The sequence below is a fragment of the Caulobacter sp. X genome (genome assembly GCF_002742635.1).
Taxonomy (GTDB): domain Bacteria; phylum Pseudomonadota; class Alphaproteobacteria; order Caulobacterales; family Caulobacteraceae; genus Caulobacter.
In genome coordinates this window covers 1628835-1650062 of record NZ_PEGF01000002.1, presented here as the reverse complement: position 1 = coordinate 1650062, position 21228 = coordinate 1628835, and the positions used below count along the sequence as shown (strand labels likewise).

Here is a 21228-nt window from a genome sequence, read left to right as displayed (position 1 = left end):
CTTGGTAACCGGTGTCATGTTCCTATGCAAGCCGCAGGCGGCCGCGAGCGCTCAGGCCGGAGCCGGCCCGGAGGACTCGCGCACCACAAGGCTCGGCTCGGTCGTGGTGAGATCGCGCGGCTCGGGGCGTTCGACGCCCAACAGCTTCTCGGCGGCCATCCGGCCGATCGCGCGCGTCGGCGTGCGCACCGTCGTCAGCGGCGGCCACACGGCCTGGGCGATCTGGAAGTCGTCAAAGCCGACGACGGTCACGTCCTTCGGCACCGACAGCCCCGCCTTGCGCGCGGACTGCAGCACGCCCGCCGCCATTTCGTCATTGCCGCAGAAGATCGCGGTCGGGCGCGGGTTGCGCGCCAAGAGAACGTCCCCGCAAGCCACGCCAGACTCGAAGGTGTAGCCGCCCTGGACGATGTCCTCGGGCGCGAGTTTCAAGCCTGCCTTGGCCAAGGCGTCCTCGAAGCCCCCTCTCCGCTCGTGCGACGAGCGGAAGGTCGCGGGACCGGAAATGAACGCGATCCGGCGATGCCCCAGGGAAAGAATATGCTCAGCGGCCTGAAAACCGCCCAGACGGTCGTGACCGACAATCATGTGCTCGGGCTTGTCCAGCTCGACCGAGGCGATGCGGATGTACGAGCACCCAATCTCGTTGAGCAGCTTGGCGACCCGGTCGTCCTCGGAAACCGACGGCGGCAGCACCACGCCAAACAGCTTCTGACGCTCCACGAAGGCGCGGATATCGGCCAGGAAGGTCGGGCTGGAGCGATCGCAGGGGTGCACCACCAGCTCGAAGCCGGAACCGCGCAAGCCATCCAGAAGGCCCAACTGCATGTTCACGACATACTGCGGATTGGGGTTGTCGTAGATCATGCCGATCAGGAACGACCGCCGGAACGCCAGACCTCGCGCCTGGGGATCAGGCGCATAGCCCCACTCGGCGATGACCGCCTCGATCCGCTCGCGCGTCTCGTCGCGAACGAAAGGCGACTGATTGATGACGCGCGAGACGGTCTTCTTCGAAACCCCGGCCAGACGCGCGATATCGTTGATCGTCGCTCGGCGGCGTCCGCCCTCGACGCCGGTCTCACTTTCTTCCGGATTCGAGGAAGGCGTATTCGAAGCAGTCACGGCGTTTCCAACGGCTTTGTTTATTTAGGCTTGTCATACTCTAGCGACGCGGTGATCGCCACCTACGACGAAACATCGACTTGCCGCCAATCTGACACCGGTTACCATGTCACTGATCTTTTCTTTTGGCGATCCCCGCCCCGAGGGCGAGACTTCACGATGACTGATGCGCTCCAGCCGCAACGCGAATCGATCCACCCGGTCGACCCGCGTGACCATGTCGCCACGGCCCTGCGCGACATCGCGCGCGGCGAGGCTGTGGACCTGCACGGCCAGACCATCACCGCGCGCGCCGACATCCCCAAGGGCCACAAGATCGCCATCCGCGCCGCCAAGGCCGGCGAGGACGTGCTGAAGTACGGCTGGCCGATCGGGCGAGCGCTGGCGGACATCACCGTCGGCGATCACGTCCACGTCCACAACGTCGCCACGCGCCTGGAGGGCGTCGAGGACTTCGCCTGGACGCCCTCCCCGCCCGAACCCCGGCGGGAGGCAAGGCCGCGCACTTTCCAAGGCTATCGTCGCAAGAACGGCCGGGCTGGCACCCGCAACGAAATCTGGGTGCTGTGCACCGTCGGCTGTGTCGCCAACACCGCCCGCCGGATCGCCGAGAAAGCCAACCAGCGCTTCGCCGGACGCGTCGATGGCGTCTTCGCCTTCCCCCACCCGTTCGGCTGCTCTCAGCTGGGCGACGACCTGACCCACACCCGCAAGCTGATCGCGGCCTTGGCCAGCCACCCAAACGCTGGCGGCGTGCTGCTGCTGGGCCTGGGCTGCGAGAACAATCAGCTCAAGGCCCTGCTGGAGAGCGCGCCGGAGATCGACCGCGAGCGCTTGCGCAGCTTCACGACCCAGATGGTCGAGGATGAGCTCGAAGACGGCCTCGCCGCCGTCGAGGCGCTGGTCGAGATCGCCGAACGGGACCGCCGCGAGCCGATCCCGGTCTCGGAGCTGGTCGTCGGCCTCAAGTGCGGCGGCTCGGACGGCTTCTCGGGCGTCACCGCCAATCCGCTGGTGGGCCGTATCGCCGACAAGGTCGCCGACGCCGGCGGCACGCCGGTGCTGACCGAGATCCCCGAGGTGTTCGGCGCCGAGGGCATACTGCTGGCGCGCGCCGCCAGCCGCGAGGTCTTCGACCAGGCCGTCCGCGTGATCGACGACTTCAAGCGCTACTTCATCGACAACAACCAGCCGATCTATGAGAACCCCTCCCCCGGCAACATCGCCGGCGGCATCACCACGCTGGAGGAGAAGTCCCTCGGCGCCGTGCAGAAGGGCGGCCGCGCGCCTCTGGTCGAGGTGCTGCGCTATGGCGAGCGGGTCGGACCGCACGGCCTGACCCTGCTGGAGGCGCCGGGCAATGACGCGGTCTCGTCGACAGCCCTGACCGCGGCCGGCGCGACGGTGATCCTGTTCACGACCGGACGCGGCACCCCCCTCGGCTTCCCCGCCCCGACCCTGAAGATCGCCTCGAATTCGGGCCTGGCCCAACGCAAGCCAGGCTGGATCGATTTCGACGCTGGCCAGGTGCTGGCGGGGGTCTCGATGGAGCAGGCCGCGGACGCGCTGATGGACCTCGTGATCGAAACCGCCTCCGGCCAGCCGACCAAGGCCGAGCTGAACGGCGAGCGCGAGATCGCCATCTGGAAGTCCGGCGTAACCCTCTAGAAATTGGTCAAGCCAATTGTCACCGAGGCCAGACTACAGCATGTAGGCGGCCTGAACATTCCTTCGATCCCTAGGCGCTTCCCTTGACGGCTTCTTCCGAGACCTCCTCCGCCCTGCGTCTGAGCGCCACCAGCTATCCCGGCGCGATCCCGGGCGTCGCCCTGCCGCCCTACGACCGCGACAAGGTCCAGATCGGCGTCGTGCACTTCGGTCCCGGCGCCTTCCACCGCGCCCACCAGGCCTTCTATTTCGACCAGCTTCTGGCGACCGACCCGCGCTGGGGGATTTGCGCCGTCTCGCTGAAGAGCCCTGGCGTCCGCGACGCCCTAGAGCCGCAGGACGGCCTCTACACCCTGGCCCAGCTGGACGCAGAGACGACCTTCCGCGTCATCGGCTCCATCCAGGAAGTGCTGGTCGCGCCCGAGGATCCGCCGTCGGTCTTCGCCCGCCTCGCCGCGCCGACCACCCGCATGGTCACCCTGACCGTGACCGAGAAGGGCTACACCCTGTCGGCCGAGGGCGGGCTGGACGAAAGCCACCCCGACATCGTCCACGATCTGGCCAACCCGCGCGAACCCAAGAGCGCCGTCGGCTACATCGTCGAGGGCCTGCGCCGGCGCCACGCGGCGGGGCTCGCGCCCTACGCCGTGGTGGCCTGCGACAACCTCGCCGACAATGGCTGGCGCCTGAAGGCGGCCGTGGCGGCCTTCGCCGCCAAGCTGGACGCCGAGCTCGCCGCCTGGATCGAGCGCGAGGGCAGCTTCCCGCGCACCATGGTCGACAGCATCACGCCCGCCACCGACGACGCCTTGCGCGCCCGTGTCCTCGCCGCGACCGGTCTGGAAGACGCCTGGCCGATCCAGCGCGAGGCCTTCACCCAGTGGGTGGTCGAGGATGTGCTGCCGGCTGACGCCGCCGACCTCGCCAGCGTCGGCGTCATCCTGACCGACGACGTCCGTGGCTTCGAGCGGGCCAAGCTGCGCCTGCTGAACGGCGTCCACTCGACCCTCGCCTATGCCGGCATCCTGCGCGGCCATGAGACGGTGTTCGAGGCGGTCAGCGATCCCACGCTGGAGACCCTGGCGCGCGACATGATGACCAAGGACATCATCCCGACCCTGACCGCGCCGCGCGGCCTCGATCTGGCCCAATACGCCGAAGCCATCCTGGCCCGCTTCCGCAACCCCGAGATCCGCCACTATCTGTCGCAGATCGCCTGGGACGGCTCGCAGAAGCTGCCGTTCCGCATCCTCGGCACCTTGACGGAAACCTTGGAAGCGGGCCGTTCGATCGAGCGCCTGGCGATCCCTCTGGCGGCGTGGATGCGGTTCGTCGCCCTCCGCGCCAAGGCCGGCGAGGCGATCACCGATCCCCTGGCGGACAAGCTGACGGCGCTGGGCGCCGCGGCGACCGGAGACGCCAAGACCGACGTCGCTGCGTTCCTGGCGCTGGACACCGTCTTCCCGGCGGCTCTGACGTCCAATCCGACCTTTGTCGCCGCTCTGGAAAAGGCCTACGCCGACCTCGGCTAGCGGGTAACGCCCTTGGCCGTCAGCACCGGAACGACGGTGCTGGCAAGGATCTTCAGGTCGAACAGGAACGAGCGCCGACGCAGATACTCGGCGTCCAGCGCCACCTTGTCGGGAATGGCCAGCTCGTCCCGGCCATTGATCTGCGCCCAGCCGGTCACGCCGGGCCGCAGCACATCGACCCCGGCGGCCTTGCGCGCCGCGATCAGGTCGTCCTGATTGAACAGCGCGGGGCGCGGACCGACCAGGCTCATGTGCCCGACCAGCACGCTCCACAGCTGGGGCAGCTCGTCCAGGCTCAGCTTGCGCATCATCGGCCCGACGGGCGTCAGCCATTGGTCCGGATCGGCCAGCAGATGGGTCGCGACCTCGGGCGTGTCGATCCGCATGGTGCGGAACTTCGGCATCGGAAAGAGCGTCGAGCCCTTGCCCACCCGCTGCGACCAGTAGAGGCCAGGACCAGGCGAAGTCAGCCGCACCAGCAGCCACAGCGCCAGCATCGGCGCGGCCAGCACGATCAGGCCGACCGCCGAGGCCAGCAGGTCAAAGGCGCGCTTCAAGTCGAACGTCCGAAATTAGCCGAGGTCGCCGCTGGCGGCGTCGAGCAGCAGATAGGCCCGCCCGGCGTCGGAGGACAACAGCGCCGCCATCAGGAAGCCTTCGCGGTCCTGCCCGGCCGCTTCCTCGACCATGCCGGCATAGCGCTTGATGAAGCGCTCGGCGTTGCCCTTCAGGGTCGAGTCGGAGAACAGGCGGCGGACCAGGCGACGGATGGCGGCCGGCGCCAGGCGCTTGACCACCTCGCGAGCGCCGCCGGCGTCGCCCGTCTGCAGAGCCGCGGCGATCTCGTCGATGCGCGGACGCGGCAGCAGGGCGTGCGGATCGATGCCCATGGCGGTGATCTCAGCCGCCAGCTTCTCGCCCAGGGCGGCGTCGCCCGGCGAGCTGTTCTCGATGCCCGACAAAAGGTTGCGCCAGCTCCAGCCGCCCTGCCCCTCATCTTCGCCCGCGGGCGGCGCGGCCTTGCGGCTGCTGGCCTTCTCGAAGACCGAGCGGAATTCCTCGTCCGTCGCGGTCGGCGTCAGGCGAAGACGGCGGCGATCCCCCGACGGCTCGGCGTCGTCGTCGAATTCCGCCATCGGCAGGGGTTGAGGTTGGGAGGCCTTCGCAGCGGGCGCGGCTGGCGGCGGCGGAGCGGCTCGGCCCTTGGCCGCAGACGACGAAGCCGCCCGGGCCGCGACCGTGGACACGCCCGCAGCGGTCACGGCGCCAGCCGCCTCGCTGAGCATCTCGTAATTCCGGCGCACGCGCTCCTGGAACGCCTGGTCGATCGCCGCGGTCTCGTCGGCGGTGCGCCGCACGGCGTTCATCAGCTGCTCGACGCCCTGCTCGATCGAGACGCGAACCTCGGCGGCCTTCAGCAGAGCCTCGGACGGCAGCTCGGCGGTGCGCTTGCCGATCTCGGACAGCATCGCCTCCAGTTCGTCCAGCGTGCCGCGCGCGGCTTGCACCGAGTCCGCCAGCTTCTGGGAGGTCCGCGCGCCGGCCTGTTCGACCATCTGGGCGGAGTGCTCGATGATGTCGCGCGCCTCCTCCATGCGAGCCTCGAACACCGCGTCGGCCTTCTGGCCGGCCGCGAAGGCGATTTCGTTGAGCTGATCGACGCGGCTGCGGGCGGCCTCGACGCGGGCTTCGACGCCCTGAGCGGCCTTCAGCGCGGCGTCGGCCATGGCCTCCATCGCCGCCTTCAGCTCTTCCTCCAGCAGCGTCCGCTGGTTCTCGGCGACGTCGCCGATCATCTCGAGCGTCTTCTTGGTCTCTTCGGCCAGGGCGTCCTGACGCGCCTTGGCGCTATCGGCCATCTCGCGGAACTGGTCGGCGGCGGAACTGATCAGTCCACGCAGGATCTCGGCGCCCATCGCGGCCTGGTCGGAAAGCTCCGTGGCCCCCACACGGGTATAGGCCACGAACTCGGTGAGTTGGGCGGTGCGCGTCTCGGCCTCGGCGGCGAAGTCCTCCTGCTCGGAGCGCAGCGCCTGGCTGACTTCGAGCAGCGCCGCGCGCTGGGCGGCCAGGGTCTTTTCGACCACCGCGACCTGATCGCTGACGCCCAGGCCGGCGCTCTCCAGGCGAGCGACCTGACGCGACAGGTCCTCGGCCCCGACGCGGGCGGCGTCGGAAGCTTCAGCGGCGGCGGCGGCCAGGTCGGCGGCGCGGGCGGCCAGAGCCGCCTCGGCTTCGCGCAGCTGGGTTTCCGCCAGGTCGGAGGCTTCTGCGACCATGCGGGCCTGGCTGCCGATGGCGTCGACCACCGCGGTGGAACGCGCGTCCAGCGACTGCGACAGGGTCTCCATCGCCGTGCGCTCGTGACCGAGCCCCTGAGCGAGTTGATTGGCCATCCGGGCCGACTCCGCGGCCGCCTCGGCAAGGCGCGCGGTCTCTTCCGCCAGGGCCTCGCGGAGGGAGATGATGTGCTCACGGGCGCGCTCGGCGGCGGCGGCGGCCTCATCGACGCCTTGGCGCATGGCGTCCACGGCGCTGGAGGCGCCGACGGCGGCCAGGGCGGCGGGCGTCAGGATGCGGTCCGTCGCGGTCCGCGTCCGGCGCAGCTCGTCGGAGATCCCCGTCGCCTGCCGCAGCAGATAGGCGCCCAGCAAGGTCATCAGAGCCGGGCCGATGGCCAGACTGGCGAAGACCGTGAAGGCGAAGCCCTCAACCTGGAAAGCCGGCACGCCCCTGGCGTAACCGAACGCGAACGCGATCGGCGCCAAAGCCCAGAGGGCGGCGATCGCCGAGGCCAGGGTCCAGAACAGCGCGCCGGACATGCGCCTCGGCGAATCTTCAGTCTCAAGCGCCACCGGCGTCGAGCCCGGCGGCAGGCGGAGATCGAGAGCGGCGTCGCGCTTCTCCGCCTTGGCGGGCGCGGCGCGCTCGGGCTCGGGGATCGGCGCCAAGGGCTGAGACACCGACAGCGAAGGCGCGGGCTTCAATTCCGGTTCGGCGAAGCTCTTGGGCTGTCCGGGCTCGGCGTCCCGACGGCGTCGCGACCGCACGGTCGGCGGCGGAACATCCAGGTCGTCGTTCAGGGTCAGAGGTTCGGCGGAGGCCGGTTCGATCGCGGGATCGGAAAACGACGCCGATTCGGGAAGCTCAGGCGCGACGCTGCTGTCCTCCACGGGAGGAGTCGTCGGCGTCGCGGAGAAATCGAACGGTTGTCGCTTCTTAGGCTTCATACACAGCCGGAGTCCCAGGGCGTCGGCGGGGGGCGCTGAGACAGCCTTCGCGCGCCGGCCCCTCCTTCGCGTGTCGGATGAACCTAACGGTGAAAAGCCTTTACGAAAAGCGGCTTTGGTTGCGTTCGCACAGGTGCGACGCCTAATCGCGGCTTAAGCGGCCTTGGGTGTGACCGAGGGCGCGGCGGTCGGGACCTGCCGCGGCTTGGCGGCTTCCGCGCGCGGCGAGCGCGCCACGGTCTTCACGGCATGAGCATGGCCGGCCTTGTGGGCGCGCGTCTCCGTCGCCACGCCAAACTGGCACAGCGCGAAAGAGGACAGCCAAACGACCGCCACCGCCAACATCTCAGCCAAGAAGGCCATAGCCCGCCTCAGGAACCGATAGCGGCGTTATGCGAGAGTCTCGCCCGTCGCGCGAGTGAAAATTCCGTCATGAACGCCGAAGCTTGCGGAGTGTGGCCCCATTCCAACTGACAGCGCCTCCAGATTTCCGGCGTTGCCGCCGCCGCTCGCCGGGCCTAGGTCGCACCACAGGTTCGACGTCTTTCCCATCCAGGAAGGCGTACGGACATTTTCCCTTTGCGGAACCTCGCCTTGGCCCTTACCGAATTCGCACCCACAGCGCTTCCGCCGGAACCGATGACGACGACTCAGATCTCGCCGGCCCGCCTGACGCACCTCCAGCGCCTGGAGGCCGAGAGCATCCACATCCTGCGCGAGGTGGCGGCCGAGTGCGAGCGGCCGGTCATGCTGTACTCGATCGGCAAGGACAGCGCGGTGATGCTGCACCTGGCCGCCAAGGCGTTCTATCCCAGCAGACCGCCCTTCCCGCTGCTGCACGTCGACACGACCTGGAAATTCCGGGACATGTACGCCCTGCGCGATCGGATCGCCTCGGAGCTGGGCTTTGACCTGATCGTTCACAAGAACCCCGACGCCGAGGCCCGTGGCATCAACCCGTTCGACCACGGCAGCGCCCTCCACACAGACCTCTGGAAGACGGAAGGCCTCAAGCAGGCCCTGACCAAATACGGCTTCGACGCGGCCTTCGGCGGCGCCCGCCGCGACGAAGAAAAGAGTCGCGCCAAGGAGCGGGTCTTCTCGTTCCGCTCGGCCGAGCATCGCTGGGACCCGAAGAACCAGCGCCCGGAGCTCTGGAACCTCTACAATACCCGAAAGCATCCGGGCGAAAGCCTGCGCGTCTTCCCGATCTCCAATTGGACCGAGCTGGACGTCTGGCAGTACATCCACCTGGAGAACATCCCGATCGTGCCGCTGTACTTCGCGGCCGAGCGACCGGTGGTCGAGCGCGACGGCGCGCTGATCATGGTCGACGACGAGCGCTTCCGCCTGCGCGACGGCGAAGCCCCGCAGATGAAGAGCGTCCGCTTCCGCACCCTGGGCTGCTACCCGCTGACCGGCGCCGTCGAGAGCACCGCCGCCACCCTGCCCCAGGTCATCCAGGAAATGCTGCTGACCACCACCAGCGAGCGGCAAGGACGGGTCATCGACCATGACCAATCCGCCTCGATGGAGAAGAAGAAGCAGGAGGGCTACTTCTGATGGCGCACCAGTCCGCTCTCATCGCCGAGGATATCGACGCCTACCTGCACCAGCACCAGCACAAGTCGCTGCTGCGCTTCATCACCTGCGGCAGCGTCGACGACGGCAAGTCCACCCTGATCGGCCGCCTGCTGTACGACAGCAAGATGATCTTCGAGGACCAGCTGGCGGCCCTCGAAGCCGACAGCAAGAAGGTCGGCACGCAAGGCGGGGCGATCGACTTCGCCCTGCTGGTCGACGGCCTGGCCGCCGAGCGCGAGCAGGGCATCACCATCGACGTCGCCTACCGCTTCTTCTCGACCGAGAAGCGCAAGTTCATCGTCGCCGACACCCCCGGCCACGAGCAGTACACGCGCAACATGGTCACCGGCGCCTCGACCGCCGACGCGGCCGTGATCCTGATCGACGCGCGCAAGGGCGTGCTGACCCAGACCCGCCGCCACAGCTATCTCGTCAGCCTGCTGGGCATCCGGAACGTGGTGTTGGCGGTGAACAAGATGGACCTGGTCGGCTGGGACCAGGCGGTGTTCGACGCCATCGTCGCCGACTACCGCGCCTTTGCCGACCAGATCGGCCTGTCCGTCTTCACGCCGATCCCGATCTCGGGCCTCGGCGGCGACAATATCGCCACGCGCAGCGAGGCGACGCCCTGGTTCGAAGGGCCGATCCTGATGGACTGGCTGGAAAGCGTCGAGGTGGAGGACGATCTGCAGGCGGGGCCCTTCCGCATGCCGGTCCAGTGGGTCAATCGTCCGAACCTGGACTTCCGAGGGTTCTCGGGCCTGATCGCCTCGGGAACGATCAAGCCGGGCGACCGCATCCGCGCCCTGCCCTCCGGCCGCGAGAGCCGCGTGGCCCGGATCGTCACCCTGCCTGGCGATCTCGATCGCGCCGTGGCCGGGCAGTCGGTGACCCTGACGCTTGAGGACGAGATCGACATCTCGCGCGGCGACGTCATCGCGACTGCCGACGCCCCCGCCCCCGTCGCCAACCAGTTCGAGGCCACCCTCGTCTGGATGGACGACGAGCCCCTGCCCCCGGGCCGGACCTACCTGCTGAAGCTCGGCGCCCGCACGGTCGGGGCCAGCGTCACCGACATCAAGCACCGGGTGAACGTCAATACGCTGGAGCATATGGCCGCCAAGCGGCTGGCGCTGAACGAGATCGGGCTTGTAAACCTGTCGCTCGACCAGGCCATCCCGTTCGAAGCCTATGCCGACAATCGCCAGATGGGCGGCTTCATCCTGATCGACCGGCTTTCCAACCGCACGGTCGGGGCGGGCATGATCAACTTCGCCCTGCGGCGTGCCGACAACATCCATTGGCAGCACACCGACGTCACCAAGGTCTCGCGGGCGGCGCTGAAGGCCCAACGCGGCCAGGTGGTCTGGCTGACGGGCCTGTCGGGCGCGGGCAAGTCGACCATCGCCAACCTGGTCGAGAAGCGCCTGCACGCCCTGGGCCGCCACACCTATCTGCTGGACGGCGACAACGTCCGCCACGGCCTGAACAAGGACCTCGGCTTCACCGAGGAGGACCGCGTCGAGAACATCCGCCGGGTGGCCGAGGTCGCCAAGCTGATGGTCGACGCCGGCCTGATCGTGCTGACCGCCTTCATCTCGCCGTTCCGGGCCGAGCGCCAGCTGGCGCGCGATATCCTGGAGCCCGGCGAGTTCATCGAGGTCTTCGTCGACACGCCCCTGGCGGTGGCCGAGGCGCGGGACGTCAAGGGTCTCTACAAGAAGGCCCGCTCGGGCCAGCTGAAGAACTTCACCGGCGTCGACAGCCCGTATGAAGCGCCGGAAAGCCCCGAACTGCGGATCGACACCACAGCGATCGATCCCGTCGAAGCGGCCGAGCAGATCGTGGCGTGGCTCGAGGGCCAGGAAGTCGACTACACGATCTGATGGCGTGATCGGCGAGCCAGGACGATCGCGCCGATCAGTCCGAGCCCGGCCATGCCCGCCGTGGCGAGGTAGCCGAACGCGCCCAAGGCATCAAATAGAGGCCCCGAGGCCAGGGTCGCTATGCCGAGCGTAAAGCCTGACGATAGGGCCGAGTTGATCGCCTGGGCCGGCGAGGCCGCGGCGGGCGGCGCTAGCTTCTCGATCAGGCGCAGCGACGCCAGGAACGAGGCGGCGAAGGTCAGGGCGTGCAGCCCCTGCAGCGGGAACAGCGCCCACAGCGGCGGCTGGAAGGCGTAGGCCGTCCAGCGGACCACCGCCGCCAGGGCGCCGAGGATCAGGAACCGCTCGGGTCCCCAGCGACGGCGCAGGGGCTCAAGGAAGAACATGAAGCCCACCTCGACGGCGACGCCCACGCCCCACAGCACGCCGATCATCGGCTCGGATATGCCCTGCTTGCGCCAGAGGATGGCCGAGAAGCCGTAGTAGAAGGCGTGCGCGCCCTGGATCAGGCCGGCCGTGACCACCGCCAGCACGAAGGTGCGGTTGCGCATCAGGTCGCCCAGCCCCTTCCAGCGTTCGGCGCGGTCGGGCTTGGCGCCCTCGGCGTGAACCCTTTCGGGCGGCACCAGCCAGGCGGCCGCCAAGGCCCCGACGAAGCAGGTCGCGACGATCCACTGGGCGATGATGGTCGGCGCCGCGAAGGTCAGGATCGCGCCCATCAGCAGGTTGGCGGCGATGAAGGCGCTGGACCCCGTGCCGCGCGCCAGGCCGTAGTTGAAGCCCTCGACCCGCGCCCGGCGCAGGGTGATCACGTCGATCAGCGGCGAGACGGTCGACATCAGAGTCTGGCCGACGAACCAGGCCAGGATCAGCCAGAATAGGTTATAGCCCGCCAGAAGGCCCGCATAGCCCAGGCCCGCCCCGATCATCAGCAGCACCATCGGCGTGCGCCGCAGCTTGAAGCCGTCGGCCCAGACCGCCAGCACCGGCCCCGTGAAGGGCTTCAGCAGCAGCGGCACGGCCAAGATGAGGCCAATGGCCCCGCCGCTCATGCCGCGATCGCGCAGGAAAGTCCCCGCGTAAGGCAGGCTGACGCCCGAGACCAGGAACAGCGAGGCGTAGAACAGGCAGAGCCGGACGAGGGTCGGTAGCCCCTTTCCGTCCGTCCGACTGTCCGCCCCCGCGGTCACCCTATTCCGCGCCGCCGAAGCGGGCCGTCCATTCGGCGATCTGGTCGTCGTCGATCTTCTTGAAGAGGACGTCAGGGACCGTGATCGCTTGGCCGACCGTCAGCTTGGACAGTTCGGCGGCCGCGTCGTCCGAGGGCCAGGCCGCCGGGAAGTCCAGGCCAAAGGCCTCGCTGATCTTCTCGGCCGCGAACGGGATGAACGGGGCCGAGATCTTGGCGTAGAGAGCCGCCAGGTTCAGGGCGGTGCGGACGATGACGGCGGCGCGGTCGCGATCGGTCTTGATCGCGGTCCACGGCGCGGCCTCCTGCAGGTACTCGTTGCCGACCACCCAAAGGGCCCGCAGCGCCTGGGCGCTCTTGCGGATCTCGATGGCGTCCATCTGTTCGGCGAGATCGGCGAGACGCGCCGAGACATCGGCGAACAGCTTCTCCTCCAGCGGGCCGGGCTGGCCGCCCTCGGGCACGACGCCGTCGAACTTGCTCTCGGTGAACTTCAGGATGCGGTTGACGAAGTTGCCCAGCACATCGGCCAGGTCGCGGTTCACGGCGCTGGCGAACTGCTCCCAGGTGAAGGCCGTGTCGCTGCCTTCCGGCGAATTGGCTGTCAGGTACCAGCGCCAGAGGTCGGGCGGCAGGATATCGAGGGCCGCGTCCATGAAGACGCCGCGCTTGTTGCTGGTCGAGAACTTGCCGCCGTACCAGTTCAGCCAGTTGAAGGCTTTCAGCATGTCGACGCTCTTCCACGGCTCTTCCGAGCCGAGGATGGTCGCCGGGAAGCTGACCGTGTGGAACGCGACGTTGTCCTTGCCCATGAACTGGACGTAGCGGACGTCGTCCGCGCCCTCGTCGGTGCGCCACCAGCGCTTCCAGTCGCGATCGGGCGCGCCTTCGGCCCACTCCTGGGTGGCGGCGATGTATTCGATCGGAGCGTCGAACCAGACGTAGAAGACCTTGTCCTCGAAGCCCGGACGCGGAATTCCGTCCTTGGCCACGGGGATCCCCCAGGCTAGGTCGCGGGTGATGCCGCGGTCGATCAGGCCCTCGTCCAGGTGCTTGTAGGCGATCGACCGCGCCAGCGGCGGCCAGTCGGCGTGGCTGTCGACCCAGGCGCGGATCTTGTCCTGCATCTTGGTCTGCAGCAGGTACAGGTGCTTGGTGTCGCGCACCTCGATGTTCCGCGAGCCCGAGATCACCGAGTACGGATTGATCAGGTCGGTGGGGTCCAGCAGGTTGCCGCAGTTGTCGCACTGGTCGCCGCGCGCTTTCTCGAAGCCGCAGTGCGGGCACGTGCCTTCGACGTAGCGGTCGGGCAGGAAGCGCTTGTCGTCGACCGAATAGACCATCTGGTCGACCCGCTCCTCGATCAGGCCGTGGTCCTCCAAAGCCTGGCAGAAGTGCTGGGTCAGGCGATGGTTCTGCGGCGACGAGGACCGGCCGAAATGATCCCAGGACAGGCCAAAGGCCCGGCCCACGTCGTGCTGCAGCACGTGCTGCTCGGCGCAGTAGGTGGCGACGTCCTGGTTGGCGGCGGCCGCCGCGAGTTCCGCGGGAGTCCCATGCTCATCGGTGGCGCAGATGTAGAGCGTCTCGTGGCCGCGAGCCCGCTGGAAGCGCGCATAGACGTCGGCCGGCAGCATCGACCCCGCCAGATTCCCCAGGTGCTTGATGCCGTTGATGTACGGCAGGGCCGAGGTGATCAGGATGCGAGCCATGCGGGCGCGGCCTTTCGGGCAAGTCGGACGAAGCAAAGAAGCGTCCGCATATAGAAGGACCGGCCGTGAAACGAAAGCTCTCGCCCGTTGACCGAACATCGTTATCGGGCGCAGCCTTGCGAAAGAGGGACCGAGCGAGGTCCGCATTTGGGGAAACGCCCATGAAATCCGTGAACTGGATCGGCCTCGTGGCCGCGCTCGTCGCCGGGCAGATCTTCGGGATCGTCTGGTACGGCAATCTGTTCAGCGCCGTCTGGGCCCAGGCCATGGGCCTGACCGAGACCGATTTCGTCGGCCAGGAGTGGCGGATGGCGCTGGGCGTCGTGAACATGCTGCTGATCCTGCTGGCGCTGGATCTCGCCATGCGCCGCCTGGGAACCCGCGGCTGGCTGGCCGGCGCCAAGCTGGGCGCCTTCATCGGCCTGTTCTTCGGCGCGACCGTGTCGGCCCTGAACTACATCTATGCGGCGGGTCCTCTTGCGCTGCTGTTGATCGACGGCGGCTATCAGGTGGTGTCCTACGCGTTGCTCGGCGCTCTACTGAGCGGCTTGAGGCGCGCGCCCAAGGCGGAGTGAACCGCAGGGGCTAGAACGCCACCGCCAACACCACGACGCCCGCCAGCCCCACCACCGCCGTCGCCACGAGCGGCGCAGCCGCCCTCATCCCCGCCGAGCCCCTGGCGATCGCATAGGCTAGGCCCGCCTTGACCAGGGTGTTGGCGAGGATCGGCGCGGCCAGGATCAGGCCGGCGAGCTTAGGGCTAAGTGTTCCGGCCGGCAGTCGGCTCATGGCGATGATGGCGGCGTCGACGTCGACCATGCCGGAAATGCCCAGGACCGTGGCGAGGCCCGCATGGCCGAACGCCTGCATGGCCCATCGACCCGCCAGCGAAATGACCATCACGAGGGCGGCGAGCATCAGCGCGGGCCCCAGGTCGAACGGGTTGCGCACGATGGGCGCCGGTCCCTCGACGCTCGCCGCCGGATGGCGCAGGGCCCAGGCGACATAGGCCGCGCCGACCAGTCCAGCCGGAACAACCACCAGGGCCAGCGGCGCCAGGGCGAACGGCGCCAGCAGCGCAACCAGGACCAGGACGCGCGTCACCATGACCGTCGAGGCCAAGGCGATGCCCGCCGTCAGCACCGCCGTATCGCCGTCCGATTTGCGGATCCGCGCGGCCATGGCGGCGGTGACGGCGGTCGAGGAGACCACGGCCCCGACGGCCGCCGTCGCCAGCACGCCCCGCTCCGCGCCCAGCTTCCGGCTCGCGGCATAACCGATCAGCGACAGGCCCGAGACCAGCACAACCACCATCCAGATCTCGCGAGGGTTCCAGGCGTTCATTGGCCCGAATTCGCGGTTGGGCAGCAGTGGCAGGATCGCCAGCGAGATTAGGGCGAAGCGAACGATGGCCTGGAGCTCGATCTCGCTCAGCCCTTCGACCCACTCGTGTAGCCTTTTGCGTTGCGCGAGGATCAGCGTGGTCAAAGCCGCCAGCACGCAGGCCAGAGTCCACTGCCCGGCCGCCGCCAGGGCGCCGAGGCCCAGGGTGATGATGCCGACAACCGTGGTGGTGGCGCTAAGGTCGTCCTTGGCCGCCGCGCGAGCGTAGCCGATCAGCAGGGCCGCCGCCGCCGCGATCAGGATCGCCGCGCCGATCAGCGGCGACACGCGCGCGGTCGCCTCCCCCGCCACGCCGCCGGCCAAGCCCAGCAGGGCGAAGGTGCGGATGCCCGCGACACGCGAGCCGTCCGGCTCCATCCGGTGCGACCAGCCGCGCTCGACGCCGATCAACAGCCCCAGCGCGAAGGCCAGGCCGACGCCGGCGAAAGGCGACAGGGCCTGGATCCATTCCGACAAGGGCCAAACCTCCGCGACTACAGCGGAATGTTATCGTGCTTCTTCCAGGGGTTGGAGAGTTCCTTGCCCTTAAGGCTCTTCAGGCCCCGCACGATCCGGCGGCGGGTGCCGTGGGGCATGATCACGTCGTCGATATAGCCGCGCTGGGCGGCGACGAACGGATTGGCGAAGGCGTTTTTGTACTCGGCCTCGCGGGCGGCCAGGGCTTCGGGGTCCTTGGCCTCCTGGCGGAAGATGATCTCCACCGCGCCCTTGGCGCCCATCACCGCGATCTCGGCGGTCGGCCAAGCGTAGTTCAAGTCGCCGCGCAGGTGCTTGGAGCTCATCACGTCATAGGCGCCGCCATAGGCCTTGCGGGTGATGACGGTGATCTTCGGCACGGTGGCTTCGGCATAGGCGAACAGCAGCTTGGCGCCGTGCTTGATCAGGCCGCCGTACTCTTGCTTGGTCCCCGGCATGAAGCCCGGCACGTCGACGAAGGTGATGATCGGGATGTTGAAGGCGTCGCAGAAGCGCACGAAACGCGCGGCCTTGCGGCTGGAGTCGATGTCCAGCACGCCGGCCAGCACCTGGGGCTGGTTGGCGACCACGCCCACCGTCTCGCCGTCCATGCGGGCGAAGCCGCAGATGATGTTCTTGGCCCACTCGCTGGAGATCTCGAAGAAGTCGGCCTCGTCGACGACCTTCAGGATCAGCTCCTTCATGTCGTAGGGCTTGGTCGGGTCGGCCGGGATCAGGGTGTCGAGGCTCATTTCCTCGCGATACGCCTCGTCGAAGCTGTCGCGCTCGGGCGCCGGCTCGCGGTTGGACGACGGCAGGAAGTCGACCAGGCGGCGCACCTGGGTCAGGGCCTCCAGATCGTTCTCGAACGCGCCTTCGGCCACGCCCGACTTGGCGGCGTGGACGCGAGCCCCGCCCAGCTCCTCGGCCGTGACCACCTCGTTGGTGACGGTCTTCACGACGTCCGGGCCGGTGACGAACATGTAGCTCGTGTCCTTCACCATGAAGATGAAGTCGGTCATGGCGGGCGAATAGACGTCGCCGCCGGCGCAGGGGCCCATGATCACGCTGATCTGCGGCACCACGCCCGAGGCCATTACGTTCTCGAGGAAGATGTCGGCATAGCCGGCCAGGCTGTCGACGCCCTCCTGGATCCGCGCGCCGCCGGCGTCGAACAGGCCGATCACCGGCGCCCCGACCTTCATGGCCTGACGCTGGACCTTGACGATCTTGGCCGCGTGCGCGCCCGACAGGCTGCCGCCGAAAACCGTGAAGTCCTTGGAGAAGACGTAGACGACCTTGCCGTTGATCGTGCCCCAGCCGGTCACGACGCCGTCGCCCGGCACCTTCTGGTCCTGCATGCCGAAGTCGGCGCAGCGGTGCTCGACGAACATGTCGAACTCTTCGAAGGAGCCCTCGTCCAGCAGCAGGTCGATCCGCTCGCGGGCGGTCAGCTTGCCCTTGGCGTGCTGGGCGGCGACGCGCTTCTCGCCGCCGCCGGCCTTGGCCTGCTCGCGACGACGTTCGAGTTCCTCGAGAATGTGCTGCACGCGCGTACTCCCCTGCCCGGACTTATTCGATGGCGGCGTTCCGCCTTTGGCAGCAGGCGTAGCGAGGGCGGAGCCTTGGCGCAAGGCGGACCTTGCGGCAGCGCAGCATAGCTTTTCAGTTCGTTCGCGGAGCGAAGAGGATGATCCCCGCGCCAATCAGGCAAACCGCGCCGCCAAGCAGGTCCCAGCGATCGGGCCGCGCGCCTTCCACCAGGCGCATCCAGACGATCGAGGCCAGGATGTAGATCCCGCCATAGGCGGCGAACGCGCGGCCGGCGACGCTGGTGTCGATCCGCGTCAACAGCAGGGCGAAGGCGATCAGCGACAAGGCGCCCGCCCCGGCCCACCACGGCGACCGGCCCAGGCGCAGCCAAGCCCAGAAGGCGAAGCAGCCGCCGATCTCGGCGAACGCCGCCAGGGCGTAGATCGCGAGGGTCCGGATCACCGCCCTTCCCTTAGGCTCTCAGCGCCGCGAACCAGCGTTCGATCATCGCCGCCTCGACCGCCAGCGCCTCGGCGCGCGCCTTGGCCTCGGCGTCCTCGCCCCACTGCTCGGCCTGGTAGATCTCGTCGAGACGGGAGAGATCCAGGGCCCGCTGGCCCGTCAGGCGACCGGCGCGGACGGCCAGCGCCAGTACGGTCGAGCCGAACAGGCCGGCGGCGAAGGCCGCGCCCGTCAGGGTGAAATCGTCCAGCGTGAGCGCCAGAGCCTCCACCGAGGCCAGGGTCGAGGACGGTTGCGGTTGGTGGATGATCCCGGCGACCGGCGTGAACGCCAGGCCATGCTCGGCCTTGGCCCACTCCAGGATCGCGCCCCACTCCCGCTCCTGCCGCTCGACCAGGGCCTTGGGGCTCTCGGCGCGGTAGCAAAGGTGATCGGACGCGGCGTAGGCGGTGATCTCCCTGGCGACCTCGGCGCGGGTCTCGGAGACCCGGTCGATGGCGGTGAAGGCCAGGCGCGTGGCGGGCATCAGGCTGTTGTCGATGAACTCGACCTGCGCTTCCCACTCGGCCGCGACCAGGTCCGCGAGCGCCTTCGTCGGCAGGACCAGCGGCTTCTTGGCCGGCGACTTGGGCGTGCGGCCGTCCAGCTGGACGGCGAAGCCGCCCTCTGTCGGCGCGGCGGCGGCGGCCTTGTAGAAGCGCTTGGGTTTCAGCAGCAGCTCGGCTTTGTCGGACACGGGAAACTCGTTTTTCGGGCCGCGCGCGACGGAACGGCGGCGAACCCGCGTTGAATGGGCAATGTCACGTCGTCGCGCAAGGGAGAGCGGCTGTTGAGCTTGCCCAGCAAGGACATGATGGCCGCCATCGCGGTCACCCGTTTCGGCCTCGGCGCCCGCCCCGGCGAGATCGAAGCCGCCCAGGCCGACCCGAAAGGCTTCCTGACCGCTCAGATCCGCCGCGAAGGCGCCGACCTGCCGCAGGACGGCGGCGAGACCTCGGCCCAGCGCTTCGACCAGATGCGCCAGGTGCAGCAACTGCGGAAGATGGCGCGCGACCGGCGGGACGGCCAGGGCGACCAGGCCGCCAAGGACCCGGCGGTCCAGGACGCTCAGCGCATGCTGCGCGACAAGGTCGGCGCCGACTTCCTGGCGCGGGCGCGGCTGGCGACCAACACCGACGCGGCCTTCCGCGAGCGCTGGGCGCTGTTCTGGGCCAATCATTTCACCGTCTCGGCGACCAAGGAGGTCACCTCGGTGCTGATCGACCCGTTCGAGCGCGAGGCGATCCGGCCGTACGTGTTCAGCAGTTTCGAGAACCTGCTGGTGGCGTCCTCGACACACCCAGCCATGCTGACCTATCTGGACCAGGCGCCGTCGATCGGTCCCAACAGCCAGGCGGCGGGCTCTGCGGCGCGGCGCGGGAACGGCAAGGCGGGGCTCAACGAGAACCTGGCCCGCGAGATCCTGGAATTACACACCGTGGGCGTTGACGCCGGCTACAGCCAGGCCGACGTCACCGAATTCGCCCGCGCCCTGACCGGCTTCTCGATCGGTCGCGACAACGAAGACCGCGCGGGCCAGTTCGTGTTCCGCGAAGCCGCGCACGAGCCGGGCGCCCGCACGATCATGGGCCGCCACTACGGGCGGCAGGGCATGAAGCAAGGCCTGGCCGTGTTGAGCGACTTGGCCGCCGACCCGCATACCGCGCGCCACGTCTGCGGCAAGATCGCCCGCCACTTCGTCTCGGATGCGCCGCCGCCTTCCCTCACTGAGCGACTGGAGCGGCGCTGGATGCAGACCGGCGGCGATCTCGCCAAAGTCGCCCAGGCGCTGATCGAGAGCCCCGAGGCCTGGGACCCCACCCCAGCCAAGTTCAAGACGCCTTACGAGTACACGTTGTCGACCTGGCGGCTGATCGGCGCCGAGCCGTCGGCGATCGAGCGGCTGGCGCCGATCCTGACGGGCCTGGGCCAGAAGCCCTTCTCCGCCCCCTCGCCCAAGGGCTGGGCGGAAGACGCCCAAACCTGGGCCGCGCCGGACGCCCTGATCAAGCGCATGCAGTGGGCGCAAGGCTTTGCCGCCGTCGTCGCCGACCGCACCGATCCGAACGCCCTCGCGGCCGAGGCTCTGGGCGCGCGCCTGACGCCCGCCGTCGCCAAGGCCGTCTCGCGGGCGGAGACCCGCCGGGAGGCCTTCGCCCTTCTCCTGATGAGCCCGGAGTTCCAACGCCGATGAACGCTCAACTGAACCGCCGTTCGCTGCTGGGCCTGGGCGCCAGCCTTGGCATCGGCGTGACCTTCCTGGGCGGCCAGGCTTTCGCCGCCTCCGAGGGCGACCTGGCCAAGAAGAAGCTGGTCGTCGTCATCTGCAGGGGCGGCATGGACGGCCTGTCCGTCTCGCCGCCGGTGGGCGATCCGAACTATGCGGCCCTGCGCGGGTCCATCGCGATGAAGCCCGACGAGGTGCTCAAGCTGGACGGGACCTTCGGCCTGCATCCGGAGCTCTCGACGGTCCATGCCCTGGCCCTGAAGGGCGAGGCCCGGATCGCCCCGGCCATCGCCAGTCCCGATCGGGCCCGCTCGCACTTTGAGGCCCAGGACGTGCTGGAGACCGGCGCTTCGGGCGTCTATGGCGCGGACACCGGCTGGCTGAACCGCACGCTGGAGGTCCTGGCGCCGATCCGCCCCGTCGAGGGTTTGTCGGTGGGCGGCACCGCCCCTCTGATCCTGCGGGGCAAGGTGCAGGCCGCCAGCTGGTCGCCGGGCAAGGGCGTCGACGAGAGCGCGCGCCTGCCCGCCCTGCTGCAGGACCTCTACAAGACCGATCCGCTGCTGGGCCCCGCCTTCGCCAGCGGGTTGGAGACCGAGGCCATGGCCCAGCGCGCCATGACCGCCATGGCGCCTGCCCCGGGCATGAACATGGCCGCCGGTCCGAAACGGCGAGACGACGAGACCGCCCGTAAGCTGGGCTCGACGCTGGGCGGCTTCATGGTCCAGCCCGGCGGACCGCAGATCGCGGTGATTTCTCTAGACGGCTTCGACACCCACGCCGGCCAGCCCAGCCTGATCGCCACGCGTCTGTCTTACCTGGATACGGTGCTGGACGGCCTGCACACGGGTCTGGGCGCGGAGTGGAAGAACACCGTGGTGATCGCCGTCACGGAGTTTGGCCGCACCGCCCGGGTCAACGGCACCGGCGGCACCGACCATGGCACGGCCTCGACAGGCCTGATCCTGGGCGGCGCGCTGAAGCCGGGCGGCATTGTCGGCGACTGGCCCGGCCTGGCTCAAAGCGCCCTGTTCGAGAACCGCGATACGGCCCCGACGCTGGACATGCGCAGCCTCTTCAAGGGCGTGCTGACCGAGCACATGGGCGTCGACCGCGCCATCCTGGAGACCAAGGTGTTCCCAGACAGCAAGACCGCCAAGCCGCTGATCGGTCTGGCGTAG

Annotated in this window: 16 protein-coding genes and 1 pseudogene; 7 read left to right on the top strand and 10 right to left on the bottom strand. The window is 68.7% G+C overall.

The window, feature by feature from the left end; all coding sequences use genetic code 11:
* Positions 1-51: 51 nt before the first annotated feature.
* The gene (locus tag CSW60_RS20235; RefSeq protein WP_099538936.1) at positions 52-1125 is read right to left on the bottom strand and encodes a LacI family DNA-binding transcriptional regulator; all 1074 of its coding nucleotides are present in this window, start codon (positions 1123-1125) and stop codon (positions 52-54) included.
* A gap of 159 nt (positions 1126-1284) precedes the next feature.
* Between CSW60_RS20235 and CSW60_RS20230 the strand changes: the two genes are divergently transcribed.
* Both CSW60_RS20230 and CSW60_RS20225 read left to right on the top strand, forming a co-directional pair.
* Complete coding sequence (locus CSW60_RS20230; RefSeq protein WP_099539196.1) at positions 1285-2793, top strand: UxaA family hydrolase; 1509 nt, start codon at positions 1285-1287, stop codon at positions 2791-2793.
* Between the two features lie 83 nt (positions 2794-2876).
* The gene (locus tag CSW60_RS20225; protein ID WP_099538935.1) at positions 2877-4325 is read left to right on the top strand and encodes a mannitol dehydrogenase family protein; all 1449 of its coding nucleotides are present in this window, start codon (positions 2877-2879) and stop codon (positions 4323-4325) included.
* Here CSW60_RS20225 and CSW60_RS20220 read toward each other — a convergent pair.
* From CSW60_RS20220 to CSW60_RS24465, 3 genes and pseudogenes are all read right to left on the bottom strand, one after another.
* Positions 4322-4882, bottom strand: a complete 561-nt coding sequence (locus CSW60_RS20220; protein ID WP_099538934.1) for a sugar transferase — start codon at positions 4880-4882, stop codon at positions 4322-4324. The genes CSW60_RS20225 and CSW60_RS20220 overlap by 4 nt on opposite strands.
* A 15-nt stretch (positions 4883-4897) precedes the next feature.
* Positions 4898-7555: a polar localization protein TipN gene (locus CSW60_RS20215; RefSeq protein ID WP_099538933.1), complete on the bottom strand. Its 2658-nt coding sequence runs from the start codon at positions 7553-7555 to the stop codon at positions 4898-4900.
* Between the two features lie 287 nt (positions 7556-7842).
* Positions 7843-7930: pseudogene (locus CSW60_RS24465) on the bottom strand (hypothetical protein); the annotation flags it as partial.
* Between the two features lie 219 nt (positions 7931-8149).
* Here CSW60_RS24465 and cysD point away from each other — a divergent pair.
* Together cysD and cysN are read left to right on the top strand one after the other, a co-directional pair.
* A complete protein-coding gene (gene cysD, locus CSW60_RS20205) occupies positions 8150-9118 on the top strand; it encodes a sulfate adenylyltransferase subunit CysD (protein ID WP_099539195.1) in 969 nt (322 codons plus the stop codon).
* Positions 9118-11025, top strand: coding sequence for a sulfate adenylyltransferase subunit CysN (cysN, locus tag CSW60_RS20200; protein ID WP_099538931.1), 1908 nt, complete (start codon positions 9118-9120; stop codon positions 11023-11025). The genes cysD and cysN overlap by 1 nt, the downstream gene beginning before the upstream one ends.
* Here the strand turns inward: cysN and CSW60_RS20195 are convergent.
* Both CSW60_RS20195 and metG read right to left on the bottom strand, forming a co-directional pair.
* Positions 11013-12215, bottom strand: coding sequence for an MFS transporter (locus CSW60_RS20195; protein WP_099538930.1), 1203 nt, complete (start codon positions 12213-12215; stop codon positions 11013-11015). The two genes, cysN and CSW60_RS20195, sit on opposite strands and share 13 nt — an antisense overlap.
* A gap of 1 nt (position 12216) precedes the next feature.
* Positions 12217-13926 (bottom strand): methionine--tRNA ligase, encoded by a 1710-nt coding sequence (gene metG, locus CSW60_RS20190; RefSeq protein ID WP_099538929.1) that lies wholly within the window; start codon positions 13924-13926, stop codon positions 12217-12219.
* Between the two features lie 161 nt (positions 13927-14087).
* On the opposite strand from metG, the gene CSW60_RS20185 reads away from it, so the two are divergent.
* Positions 14088-14501, top strand: a complete 414-nt coding sequence (locus CSW60_RS20185) for a DUF1761 domain-containing protein (protein WP_099538928.1) — start codon at positions 14088-14090, stop codon at positions 14499-14501.
* Between the two features lie 10 nt (positions 14502-14511).
* Here the strand turns inward: CSW60_RS20185 and CSW60_RS20180 are convergent, their stop codons facing one another.
* From CSW60_RS20180 to CSW60_RS20165, 4 genes are all read right to left on the bottom strand, one after another.
* Positions 14512-15786 (bottom strand): MgtC/SapB family protein, encoded by a 1275-nt coding sequence (locus CSW60_RS20180; RefSeq protein WP_099538927.1) that lies wholly within the window; start codon positions 15784-15786, stop codon positions 14512-14514.
* Positions 15787-15803: 17 nt separating this feature from the next.
* Complete coding sequence (locus CSW60_RS20175) at positions 15804-17336, bottom strand: acyl-CoA carboxylase subunit beta (RefSeq protein ID WP_099538926.1); 1533 nt, start codon at positions 17334-17336, stop codon at positions 15804-15806.
* Between the two features lie 115 nt (positions 17337-17451).
* Positions 17452-17778, bottom strand: coding sequence for a YnfA family protein (locus CSW60_RS20170; RefSeq protein ID WP_099539194.1), 327 nt, complete (start codon positions 17776-17778; stop codon positions 17452-17454).
* Positions 17779-17791: 13 nt separating this feature from the next.
* Positions 17792-18517 (bottom strand): ATP12 family chaperone protein, encoded by a 726-nt coding sequence (locus CSW60_RS20165; protein WP_099538925.1) that lies wholly within the window; start codon positions 18515-18517, stop codon positions 17792-17794.
* Between the two features lie 54 nt (positions 18518-18571).
* On the opposite strand from CSW60_RS20165, the gene CSW60_RS20160 reads away from it, so the two are divergent.
* Together CSW60_RS20160 and CSW60_RS20155 are read left to right on the top strand one after the other, a co-directional pair.
* On the top strand, positions 18572-20014 hold the full coding sequence (locus tag CSW60_RS20160) for a DUF1800 family protein (RefSeq protein WP_099538924.1): 1443 nt from the start codon (positions 18572-18574) through the stop codon (positions 20012-20014).
* Positions 20011-21228: a DUF1501 domain-containing protein gene (locus CSW60_RS20155; RefSeq protein WP_099538923.1), complete on the top strand. Its 1218-nt coding sequence runs from the start codon at positions 20011-20013 to the stop codon at positions 21226-21228. Before CSW60_RS20160 ends, CSW60_RS20155 begins: the two co-directional genes overlap by 4 nt.